The organism is Polyangium mundeleinium (genome assembly GCF_028369105.1).
Taxonomy (GTDB): Bacteria; Myxococcota_A; Polyangia; order Polyangiales; family Polyangiaceae; genus Polyangium; species Polyangium mundeleinium.
This window is the reverse complement of the sequence record NZ_JAQNDO010000001.1, coordinates 5,679,994-5,692,111: the sequence shown is the minus strand read 5'-3', so window position 1 is coordinate 5,692,111 and position 12,118 is coordinate 5,679,994. Positions and strand designations below refer to the sequence as shown.

Below are 12,118 nucleotides of genomic sequence, written 5' to 3'. Positions count from 1 at the left end.
GCGATTCGATGCGCGCGCTGTGGCAGACGCTGTTGTGGATTCCCCTGGTTTCCGGCTGCATCCCGCGGGGCTCGGCCCGGGACATCACGCCGAACCCCGCCGGCGTCGCGCAGTCCGCGCCGTTCGAGGGCTTCCGGCGCGGCATCAACCTGGGCAACGCCCTCGACGCGCCGAACGAGGGCGCGTGGGGGGTGACGCTCGACGAGCGCCATTTCGAGATGGCGGCCGCCGCGGGCCTGGATCACGTCCGGCTGCCGGTGCGCTTCAACGCGCACGCCCAGGCGAGCGCGCCGTTCACCGTGGACGCGGCGTTCCTGGAGCGCGTCGACTGGGCGCTCGATCGGGCGGCGGCGCGGGGCCTGTCGGTGATCCTCGATTTCCACCACTACGAGGAGCTGATGAAGGAACCGGCCGCGCACACACCGCGGTTCCTGGGGATCTGGACGCAGCTCGCCGAGCGCTACGCGCGTCGCCCCCCCAGCGTGGTTTTCGAGCTGCTCAACGAGCCCAACGGAAACTTGAACGCCGACATCGTCAACGAGATCTCGAACAAGGCGATCGCCATCATCCGCGCGAAAAACCCCACGCGGCGGATCATCGTCGACGGGTACTTCTGGGCCTCGGCCGATTGGCTGGACGAGCTCACGCTGCCCAAGGACGACCCCAACCTGATCCCCACGTTCCACATGTACCAGCCCATTCTCTTCACGCACCAGGGCGCGCCGTGGATGGCCCCGGAATACGGCACGACCGGGATCGTCTTCCCCGGCCCACCGGCCGCGCCGCTCACGCCCGCCTTGGCGGCGCAGCGGGTGGGCTGGGTGAACGATTGGTTCAGCCGCTACAATACGCAGCCCTTGTCACAGAACCCAAACGGGCCGGCGGGTGTGCGGGCCGAGTTCGAGAAGGTGGACCGCTACATCCAGGCCAGCGGGCGCCGGGTGTACATGGGCGAGTTCGGCTGCATCGACAATGCGGATCAGCAATCGCGCGCGACGTATGTGCGCCTGATCCGGCGCGAGGCCGAGCTGCGCGGCATTGCCTGGGCGTACTGGGACGACGGCGGCACCATGAAGGCGATGGACGTGAAGACCGGGAGCTGGGTCACGTACCTGCAGGATGCGCTCTTGCGCTGACGCTCGTGCGGCCTGGGAGCGGGAGCTCCATCGCCTTGTCCGGGAAGGCATTCACCGAGAGGGAGAAGCGGTACACAAGCAAATTTGCTTGCCGCTTCCGCTCCCGCGCCCGCCTCCGCTCCCGATCCCGCGGTCCGTCACCGAGAGCCGTGCGACCCGATCTTCTCCGGTGATGGTGATGTCGATCGGCTGGCGTTCCCCGAACTTGCTCACCCTTCGGCATATAAGTAGCTTGTCATATGCGCCGCCTTGCACGGGCGAGTGAGCAAGGTCTTCAATGGTCGTCGGGAGAGGCTACGCGCTCCGGGAGAAGATCGAGGAAAGCGCCGATTTTAGCCTGTACCGCGCGTACCGCGAGGGCGACGGCGTCCCGGTCTTGCTGAAAATCCTCCGCGCGGAAGGATCGACGCGCGCCGAGGTCGCGCGCTTCAAGCACCAGTACGAGCGCATCGCGCGCCTCGCCTCGCCCCGCCTCGTCGCGCTGCGCGGCGTCGAGGAGCTCGCGGGCTCCTTGATCGTCGTCCTCGAGGACTTCCCGGGCCGCGATCTCGCGCGGATCCTCGCCGCGCGTCCGTCACGCAGAATGCCCGTCGTCGATGCGCTCGATCTCGCGGCCGCGCTCGCCGAAGGTCTCGCCGTGGTGCACGCGGCGGGGCTCGTCCACCGCGACCTGCGCCCGCAAAACGTGCTCGTCGGCGCGCACGGCGCGGTCAAGATCAAGAACTTCGGCGTCGACGCCGAGATCACCCGCGCGCACGAGCGGCTCTACGAGCCGGCGGTGATCGCCGACGTGCTGCCCTACGTCTCCCCCGAGCAGACCGGCCGCATGAACCGCGGCGTCGACTACCGGACCGACCTTTATGCGCTCGGCGTCATCCTTTACCAGATGCTCACGGGTCAGCGCCCCTTCGAGGTCCTGGACCCGATGGAGCTCATCCACGCACACCTCGCCCTCGCGCCCGCGCCGCCGTCCCGCGTCGATCCGACGATCCCCGAGGCCGTCTCCGACGTCGTGCTCAAGCTGCTCGCGAAAAACGCCGAGGACCGCTACCAGAGCGCCGAGGGCCTGCTCGCCGACCTCGAGCGCTGCCGTGAGGCCCTGCGCGGCACGGGGACGATCGAGCCCTTCGTCGTGGGCCAGCGCGATCGTCAGGACCTCTTCCGGATCCACCAGAAGCTCTACGGCCGCGAGCATGACATCGAGGCGCTCACCGCCGCGTTCGAGCGCGCGCTCGCGGGGAGCCGCGAGATCGTCCTCGTCTCCGGCTACTCGGGCATCGGCAAATCCTCGCTCGTTCACGAGATCCTGAAGCCGCTCGCACGGCAGAAGGGCTATTTCACGAGCGGCAAATACGACCAGTACAACCGCGACACGCCCTACAGCGCGGTGATCCAGGCGTTCGACGGCCTCGTGCGGCAGATCCTCACCGAGAGCGAGGCGCGGAGCGAGGCGTGGCGGAGGTTGCTCCTCGACGTGCTCGGCCCGAACGGGCAGGTGATCTGCGACGTCATCCCCTCGTTATCCCACGTGCTCGGCGCGCAGCCGCCCGTCCCCGAGCTCGGGCCCGTCGAGGCGCAGAACCGCCTGAACCGGTGCTTCTTGCTCTTCGTCTCGGTGTTCGCGCGGCACGCGCACCCGCTCGTCCTGTTCCTCGACGATCTGCAGTGGATCGACCCCGCGAGCCTCGGGCTGCTCCGGGCGCTCCTCGCCGACGACTCGCTCGAGGCGCTCTTCTTCTGCGGCGCTTACCGCGACAACGAGGTCTCGCCCGGGCACCCGTTCGTCCTGGCCATCGAGGCGCTCGAGCACGCCGGGCTCGTCGTGCGCGACATCGTCCTCGCCCCGCTCGCGCGCCCGCACCTGCTCGAGATGCTCTCGGACAGCCTCAAGCGCGACGACTGCGGACCGCTCGTCGATGCGGTGCTGAAGAAGACCGGCGGCAACCCGTTCTTCGTCAAGGAGTTCGTCCGGTCGCTGCACGATCACGGCGTGCTCACGTTCGCAGCCGGGTCGGGATGGCGCTGGGACCTCGCCAAGATCGATGCGCTCGCGTACACGGACAACGTCGTCGACCTCATGGTGCGCACCATCGCGCGGCTACCAGCGACGACCCAGGCGGCCCTGAAGCTCGCCGCGGCGATCGGCAACCGGTTCGAGCTCGACGTGCTCGCCACGGTGAGCGAGTGCTCGCTGGAAGAAGCGTATGGCCGCCTCGATCCCGCCGTGAGCGAGAGGCTCGTGATCGCCGGGCGCGACGGCGACCGCTTCGCTCATGACAAGGTCCAGGAGGGCGCCTACGCGATGATCCCGGAGGCGGACCGGCCCGCCTTCCACCTCCGGATCGGCCGGCTGCTCGCAGGCAAGCTAGACCTCTCCGAGAGCCAGAACCTCTTCGACGTCGTCGGCCACCTGAGCAGCGCGGGCGACCTGGTGTCGGACCCCGCGGAGCGCCTGCGCATCGCCCGCATGAGCCTCGAGGCCGCCTGCCGCGCCGAGGACGCGGCCGCCTTCGGCGCGGCCCTGCGCTACCTGAATCTCGGCCTCCTGCGCCTTCCGGAGGACGCCTGGACGTCGCAGTACCGGCTCCGCCTCGAGTACGCGATGAAGACCGCCCTCATGGTCTCGCTCTGCGGTCAGCATGACGACGCCCTCGCGATCCTCTCCGATTGCCTGGAGCGGGCCGCGAGCCGGCTCGATCGCACCGAGGTGCTGCGGCTCAAGCTGAACGTGCAGGTGCTCAAGAACGACCTGCCCGCCGCGCTCGCGGAGGGGTTCGCCGCCCTGCGCCCGTTCGGGATCGACCTGCCCCCCTTCCTCGACCAAGCCACGCTCGACGCCCAGATCCGGGCGACCATTGATCTGGTCCGGGAAAAGACGCTCGAGGCGCTGCCAGACCTGCCGCCGCTCGCGGACCCAGAGATCTGCGCCATGCAGGACGTGCTCCAGGAGCTCTTTTCTCCCTGCTGGTTCTTGAGCCCCAACCACTACTGCATCACGGTCGCGAAGATCCTCGAGAACACGGTGCGCCACGGCCTGTCGCGGCACGCGATCTACGGCTGTATCAACTTCGGGGTGTTCCTCGGCGGCCGCGGCGACGTCGAGCTCGGCTACCGCTTTGGCCGCGCTGCCATCGACCTTTCGGAGCGCTACCCGGACAAGAAGTCCGAGGCGATGCTCCGGCAAATGTGGGGCGCCCACGTGCAGCACTGGAGAGAGGGCTACCCCGCCTGCCAGAAGTCGCTGCTCGCGGGGATGCACGCCGGGCTCGAGACGGGCCAGTACATCTGGGCGTTCTACAACACGATCAACCTCATCACGAACAGCCTCCTGCGCGGCCTGCCGCTCTCCGACCTCCTCGCCGAGGCGCAGAGTTACCAGCCGATATGCAAGCTCGACGAGTTCAAAACCATCACCTGGATGGTCGGCGCGGTCGGACAGCTCGCGCACCAGCTCTCGGTCGAGACCGCGCGCCCGGCCAAGCTCAAGGGCGCATGGGTCGACATCGACGAGGTCATCGAGGAGTGCCGCCGGATGGACAACCAGATCTCGGCCTACCTCGCGCAGTTCTACGTCGTGCTCCTCGGCGTCTTCCAGGGCGCGTTCGAGGAAGCGGCGCGCACCGCGCTCTCGCTGAACATCGAGATCCCGACCGTGGTGTCCTGGCACGGCACCCCCGCGTTACATTGCTACGCTGGCGTCGCGCTCACGCAGGCGGCGGACGTGGTCTCCCCGGACGAGCGCGCGCTCTTCCTCGCCCGCGCGGAGATCTTCGCTAAAAAACTCTCGCGCTGGGCGGACCTCTGCCCGGAGAACCTGGCGCACCGAAGCGCCCTGCTCGGCGCCGAGCTCGAGCGCGTCCGCGGCGATGCGCGCGCCGCGTGGGTTCGCTACGACGAGGCGATCGCCCTCGCCCAGCGCGGCGGCTACCTCCACGACGAGGCGCTCGCCAACGAGCTCGCGGGCCTTTCCTTCCGCGCGCTCGGCAAGACCACCATCGCCCGCACCTACCTGACCGAGGCGCACAGGGCGTACGGACGATGGGGCGCGACGGAGGCGATGCGGCGTCTCGAGCGCTCGTACCCCGACCTCGTCCCCAGCGAGATCCTCCGCGGCGCGACGGGCCCGGAGGCCGCCGCGCCCGCCGGCGCCGCGCTCGACCTCGGCTCGGTGCTCAAGGCTTCCCAGGCCATCTCGGGCGAGATCGTCCTCGACCGCCTGCTCGACGCGCTCATGCGCATCCTGGTCGAAAACGCCGGCGCGCGGCGCGGCGTCCTCCTGCTCCTGCGTGACGGACGGCTCGTCGTCGAGGCCGAGCACCGCACCGGCGAGGCGGCCGTCCACAGGCTCGGCGCGGCGCCCCTCGAGGGCCGCGAGGACCTGCCGATCAGCGTCGTGACGTACGTGGCGCGGACGCGCGAGACCGTCCTGCTCGACGACCTCGCGCTCGACGGGCCGTTCGGGCGCGATCCCTGCTTCGCCGGCGGTGCGCCGCGCTCCTCGCTCGCCGCGCCCCTCGTCTACAAGGGCCGCCTCGCCGGCGTGATCTATCTCGACAACGACCTCACCCGCTCTGCTTTCACCCCCGATCGCGTCGAGGTGATCCGGCATCTCTCGGCCCAGGCGGCCAACTCCATCGAGAATGCGCGCCTCTATGCGGATTTGCAGCAGGAGAACGCGGAGCGACGGCGCGCCGAGGAGGTGCTCCGCCATTCCTACTCGCTCCTCGAGGCCACGCTCGAATCGACGGCGGACGGCATCCTCGTCGTCGACGACGAGCAGCGCGTCGTGCGTCAGAATCACAGGTTCGCGGCGATGTGGCGTATCCCGGACGAGATCCTCTCCACCGGGTCGGACGACACGTTCCGTACGTTCGTCTGCGACCAGCTCCTCGATCCCGAGGCGTTCCTGCAAAGGATCCGCGCTCTCTATGCCTCGCCCGAGGAGTCCAGCGTCGATGTCATCCCGTTCGCGGACGGGCGCCTCTTCGAGCGTTATTCGCAGCCCCAGCGCCTCGGCGGGCGCGTGGTCGGGCGGGTCTGGAGCTTCCGCGACATCACCGCGCGCGTGCGCGCCGAGCAGCAGCGCGACCAGCTCCTCCTGGACGAGCGGCGCGCGCGCACGGCAGCGGAGGAGGCCGTGCAGCTGCGGGACGAGTTCCTTTCGATTGCCTCGCACGAGCTCCGCACCCCGCTCACCAGCCTGCAGCTCGCCATTCAATCGCTGGGGCAAAGGCTCGCGCGGGGCATGGACGTCGAGCGCGTGCGCTCCGCGGTCGCCCTCTCTGGCCGCCAGATCAAGCGCCTCGCCGACCTCGTCGATATGCTCCTCGACGTCTCCCGGATCCAGGCGGGGAGGCTCGAGCTGAACACGGCGCCCGTCGATCTGCGCGCGCTCGTCGACGAGGTCGTCGCCCACCTCGGTGATCAGATCGCGCAGTCAGGCAGCGCGCTCGCCGTGCGCGCGGAGCAGCCGGTCATCGGCCGGTGGGACCCGCACCGCCTGGAGCAGGTCGTGACCAACCTCCTCACCAACGCGATCAAGTTCGGGGAACGCCAGCCGATCGACATCACCATCACCGGAGAAGATCGGGTCGCACGGCTCTCGGTGACGGACCGCGGGATCGGGATCCCGGCCGAGGTGCAGGCGCAGCTCTTCGAACGATTTCGACGCGGCGTCTCGTCGCAGCATTACGGTGGGCTCGGGCTCGGCCTCTACATCACGCGCACCATCGTCGAGGCGCACGGCGGCCGAATTCGCGTGTCGAGCGAGATCGGCCGGGGCTCGACCTTCTGCGTCGAGCTGCCGCTCTCGACCGAGAGCGAAGGGGCGTTGCCCCTTCACCCCACAAGGGCTTCCGCCCTTGACCCGACCAGGGGCATTGTCCCTTGACCCTTTGGTTGCGTTGCCCTCCGGGCAACGCAAAGGACGGTACGCAAACGGATTTCGCTTCACGCTTCCGCTTCCGCTTCCGCTGCTGCTTCCGCTTCCGCCTCCGCCTCCGCTTCCGCTGCCGCTGCCGCTGCCGTTGCCGTTGCCGCTGGGAGGCGTGCCGCCCGCGGGGACGGCACGCCCGGGTCATGACCGGCGTGTTAGGCGGTGGAGGGTGGCGACGATACGGTCCAGCGTGTCGAGCAGGTTCTCGTCCGCTTTTTCAATGTACCCGAGTGCTTCTGCTACCTCCAGGCATGCGCGGACCTCCGCTGCCGAACCCATGGCTGTATGCCACCGCGCCCGTTCGTTCCTTCCCTGCGAATAAGCACCCTCGCTCAGGTTCAGCGCGATATTCGTAGCCGCCCGTCGTAGTTGATCCCCGAGATTCGGATCCTTCGTCCCCACCCGTTCGATCACGGGTCGCAAAGCCCTGAGCATTTCGATCGCCACACCATAAATCCTGAGCGTCATATTTTCCTCCGTATCCCCGACCGGGGCCCCCCGACCCCGGCCCGCGCGCGGAGGAAGGCGAAAGGCTGCGAGGCGAAGCCTCGCACCGCGCGCAGCCACCCGGAGCCGCGCGGAGCGCGAAGCGCGAGCACGGCGAGGATGGCGAGCACGGCTTGGCCTTTCGCCTTCCGAGCACGCGGGCACAATCGACTTCCCCGGACGAGAACAAAGAACAGGCGTTCCCAAAACCCCGGTTGCGGTCGCGGAAGCGGTCGCGGAAGCAGCAGCGGAAGCGGAAGCGGAAACAGCAGCAGCGGCATGCGGATCCAGCGGGTTACGCCGAGTCACGGTCCCCGGAATCCGTTGCGGAAGCGGAAGCGGAGCCGTTTCCTTGTGGCCTACGGGGCATTCGCGCGCGTATCTTCGCGCGCCGAAAGACACGGAGGCGAGTGCACATGAGGAAAATTCAAGGGCTCATTCTGGGAATGTCGATCGCTGCCTGGGGCTGCGCGGCGGGGTCCGGCGGTGAGGGGGGCGCCGGTGCGCAGGACACGTCGAGCTCCTCGACGGGCGGAAGCGGAGGTGACGGAAACGTCGGGTCGACCACGAGCACGGGTGGCATGGGCGGCGCGGGCGGCATGGGCGGCGCGGGCGGCGGTGCCGTGTGCGGCGACGGTCTCCTGGACCCGGGCGAGGAGTGCGACGACGCCAATGCCAATCCGGCGGACCGCTGTGACGGCTGCATGGTGAAATGCCTCCCGGACGAGCAAGAGTGGACCGGGAATCATCACTGCTATGCGGAGTTCACCGCGCAGAAGACCAATTACGCGAACGCGCTCCAAGCCTGCGCGGCCAACGGGGGCGTGCTCGTCTCCCTGACGAGCCAGGGCGAGCAGGACTTCGTGTATGGCACGGTCATCGACAAGACCCTCCTCCTGCCACGCTGGATCGGGTTGACCGATATCAACACGGAGGGCGCGTTCGCGTGGGAGAGCGGCGAGCCGTTCATGTACACCCACTGGGAGACGGGTCAGCCGGACGACTACAACGCGTCGGAGGATTGCGTCGAGATGTACCACGTGACCGGCGAGTGGAACGACGACAACTGCACGTACGAATACCACTACGTCTGCGAGTACACCCCAGCCGGGCTGTAGGCCGCGTCCGGACACCCACGCGCGGCGAATCTGCTTCCGTTCAACGTCGACGACGGCGAAGAAGGAGGCCGACGCCGACGAGCGCGAGCCATCCGGCATTCCCCGAAGAGCGCGTGTCGATCGCGCATTGCGCGCCGCCGCCACCGGGAGGGACATCCGGGCCGCCGCTTCCGCCGCCTACACCGCCAGCACCGCCAGCTCCACCCCCGCTACCTGCGCCACCTACACCGCCGGAGCCACCTACACCGCCGGAGCCACCTACGCCGCCAGCACCACCTGCGCCGCCTACACCGCCGGAGCCACCTACGCCGCCGGAGCCACCTACGCCGCCAGCTCCACCTGCGCCGCCTACACCGCCTACACCGCCAGCTCCACCCGCACCGCCAGCACCACCCACACCACCAGTTCCACCCGCGCCGCCGGAGCCACCTGCTCCACCTGCTCCACCTGCTCCACCCGCGCCGCCAGCACCGCCCACTCCACTCCCGCTGCCATCCACGCACACGCCGCCCGTGCAATCGCCGCTCGCGCATTCATCGCCGATCACACATGCAACGCCGAGCGCGGCATTGCCGAGCGGGTAGAGCTCCACGTTCGCCCAAATGGGTCCGTTGAACGCGTACATCTGTCCGCCGGCCACAACCAAACCGTGCCCCGGCACGAACGTAGCCGTGTGTCGCCAGCGGTTCACGGCCATGGGCGGGAGCAACGTCCAGGTCCCCGTCGTGGGATCATACACCTCCGCGGACGTGAGCGCCGTGCCGCCACCGAGGCCGCCGGTAACCATCACGCGCCCGCTCGGGAGCGACGTCATCGTATGCCCCCACCTCGCCTCGTTCATGGGCGCGATCTCGACCCACGTATTCGCGGCCGGGTCATAGACCTCTGCCGTCGCCGTGGGCGGAAAGCCTCCCGCGACGAGCACGTTGCCGGACGGCAAGAGCGCGGCCGCGTGCCGGTAGCGGGCCGCGTGCATGGGCGCAACGAGGGTCCACGTATCGGTCGTGGGGTCGTACACCTCCGCCTCGGCCCGGGGCCACTGAATCTCGTCGCCTTCTTCCGTCGGGCCCCACGCCCGGCCGCCCGCGACGAGCACGCGCCCGGAAGGCAACGTCGTCGCCGTATGGCTGGAGCGGGCTTGATTCAGGCTTCGAGCGAGGAACGTTTGGGTCGTGCGATGATAACGTCGCGAATAACCCGACGTGTTGAAGTCCATCAGTCCGCCCGTGAGGAGCACATCGCCGTCCGGGAGCGCGCTGAGTGTCAGATCGTAGTCAAAGGTGACGAGCTCGGGTTCTGCGATCCAGGTGTCGCTCACGGGGTCATACGTGTAGGCCTGCTCGAGCTCGACGACGATCCACAGGTCATCGGGGAGCAGAGCCCCTGTCACGGAACCCATGTGGGGCGCGGGATTTCGCGGCGTCCACGTACCGGTGGCCAGATCGAGCGCCTCGAACAAGGAGGACCCGCCCACGGCGACCACGCCAATGCCTGGAAAAAATTCCGCCGCATGGCCGTTGCGTGCCACGCCCATGTCCGGCAGGCCCTGCCAGGACGGAGCCGCGAGCGCAGAAGACGAAACGAGCGAAAGGCAAAGGTGCGCGATGCAAGCAATGAATGGTTTCCGAAGGTGCATGGATCTCCCCATGGGGGGTCGCGAGATGCCCCCCATTCCTGGTACGACGCGTCGCCACCGTGCATGGATGGGGTGAGGGCGTCAACACGAGAGCAAGCAAAAGCTCCTTGCCTTCCCCCCAGATGTCAGCGGCGACGGCGGCGAAGAAGGAAGCCGATACCGATGAGCGCGAGCCATCCGGGATTCCCCGAGGAGCGCGCGTCGACCGCGCATTGCACGCCCCCGCCACCGGGAGGCGTACCTGCGCCGCCGCCGCTTCCGCCACCGCCACCGCTTCCGCCGCCGCCGCCGCCGCCGCCGCCGCTTCCGCCGCCGCCGCCGCCGCCGCCGCCGCTTCCGCCGCCGCCGCCGCCGCCGCTTCCGCCGCCGCCGCCGCCGCCGCCGCCGCCACCGCTTCCGCCGCCGCCACCGCTTCCGCCGCCGCCACCGCTTCCGCCGCCGCCACCGCTTCCGCCGCCGCCACCGCTTCCGCCGCCGCCACCGCTTCCGCCGCCGCCGCCCGCACCACCCGCACCACCAGCGCCGCCTGCGCCGCCTGCGCCGCCTGCTCCACCCGCGCCGCCTGCTCCACTCCCACTGTCATCCACACACACGCCACCAGCGCAATCGCCGCTCGCGCATTCATCCCCGATCACACACGCAGCGCCGATCGCGGTATTTCCGAGCGGATAGAGCTCCACACTCGCCGTCGTCGGATCGGAGAACAGAGCACTCGTCTGCCCGCCTGCCACGAGCAGACCGTGCCCCGGCACGAACGTGGCCGTGTGTCGCCAGCGCTGCCCTGCCATGGGCGGGAGCAACGTCCATGTCCCCGTCACGGGGTCATACACCTCCACGGACGTGAGCGCCGCGCTGCCATTGTTGCCGACGCCGCCGGTGACGATCACGCGCCCGCTCGGCAGCGCCGTCATCGTATGCCCCCACCTCGCCTCGTTCATCGGCCCGACCTGCATCCACGTATTCGCCGCCGGGTCATAGACCTCTGCCGTCGCCGTGGTCGGGAGGCCGCCCGCGACGAGCACCTGGCCGTCCGGCAAAAGCGCGGCCGCGTGTCGCTGGCGAGCCCCGTGCATCGGCGGAACGACGGTCCACGTATCGATCGCGGCGTCGTAGACCTCGGCCTCGGCCCTGGTTGACTGAATGTCGTCGCCTTCGTCACTCGAGACCCACGCCCAGCCGCCCGCGACGAGCACGCGCCCGGAAGGCAACGTCGTCGCCGTGTGGCTCGCGCGGCCTTGATGCAGGTTCCGAGCGAGGAGCGTTTGACCCATGCGATCATAACGGAGCGAATTGCCCAACGTGACGAAGTCGGAAAATCCGCCCGTGAGGAGCACATCGCCGTCCGGGAGCACGCTCAGCGTCGCGTCGGTGCGAAAGGTCGCCGCGAGCACGGGTTCCTCGGTCCAGGTGTCGCTCACGGGGTCGTACGTGTAGACCTGCTCGATATCGCGGAGCAGCCACAGGCCATCCGGGAGCAGGGCCTCCGTCATGAAGTGCATCACAGGCGCGGGGTTTCGCGGTGTCCACGTCCCGGTGGCCAGATCGAGCGCCTCGAACAAGGTGGGATCCCCCGAGCCCGGGGCCCCGCCCGCCGCGAGCACGCCAATCCCCGGGAAGTACGCCGCCGCGTGACCGTGGCGTGTCACGCCCATGTCCGGCAGGCCCTGCCAGGGCGGAGCCGCGAGCGCAGAGGACGAAAGGAGCGAAAGGCAAAGGGGCGCGATGCAAGCAATGAATGGTTTACGAAGGTGCATGGATCTCCCATGGGTGTCGAGATACGCCCCCCCATTCCTGGTACGACGCGTCG

General features: G+C 69.0%; 6 protein-coding genes. 3 read left to right on the top strand and 3 right to left on the bottom strand.

Going from position 1 to position 12,118, the window contains the following annotated elements; all coding sequences use genetic code 11:
• Positions 1–8: 8 nt before the first annotated feature.
• Positions 9–1,136 carry a glycoside hydrolase family 5 protein gene (locus POL67_RS22695; protein WP_271920384.1) on the top strand — a complete coding sequence of 376 codons (1,128 nt, stop codon included), beginning with the start codon at positions 9–11 and terminating at the stop codon, positions 1,134–1,136.
• 277 nt (positions 1,137–1,413) lie between these two features.
• Complete coding sequence (locus POL67_RS22690) at positions 1,414–7,026, top strand: AAA family ATPase (protein WP_271920382.1); 5,613 nt, start codon at positions 1,414–1,416, stop codon at positions 7,024–7,026.
• 186 nt (positions 7,027–7,212) lie between these two features.
• Here the strand turns inward: POL67_RS22690 and POL67_RS22685 are convergent, their stop codons facing one another.
• Positions 7,213–7,539, bottom strand: a complete 327-nt coding sequence (locus POL67_RS22685; protein WP_271920380.1) for a four helix bundle protein — start codon at positions 7,537–7,539, stop codon at positions 7,213–7,215.
• Positions 7,540–7,973: 434 nt separating this feature from the next.
• Between POL67_RS22685 and POL67_RS22680 the strand changes: the two genes are divergently transcribed.
• Positions 7,974–8,675: a lectin-like protein gene (locus POL67_RS22680; RefSeq protein ID WP_271920378.1), complete on the top strand. Its 702-nt coding sequence runs from the start codon at positions 7,974–7,976 to the stop codon at positions 8,673–8,675.
• Positions 8,676–8,715: 40 nt separating this feature from the next.
• Here POL67_RS22680 and POL67_RS22675 read toward each other — a convergent pair whose 3' ends face one another.
• Together POL67_RS22675 and POL67_RS22670 are read right to left on the bottom strand one after the other, a co-directional pair.
• On the bottom strand, positions 8,716–10,311 hold the full coding sequence (locus POL67_RS22675; protein ID WP_271920376.1) for a Kelch repeat-containing protein: 1,596 nt from the start codon (positions 10,309–10,311) through the stop codon (positions 8,716–8,718).
• Positions 10,312–10,436: 125 nt separating this feature from the next.
• Entirely contained in the window at positions 10,437–12,065 is a 1,629-nt protein-coding gene (locus POL67_RS22670) for a Kelch repeat-containing protein (RefSeq protein ID WP_271920374.1), read from the bottom strand.
• Between the last annotated feature and the right edge of the window lie 53 nt (positions 12,066–12,118).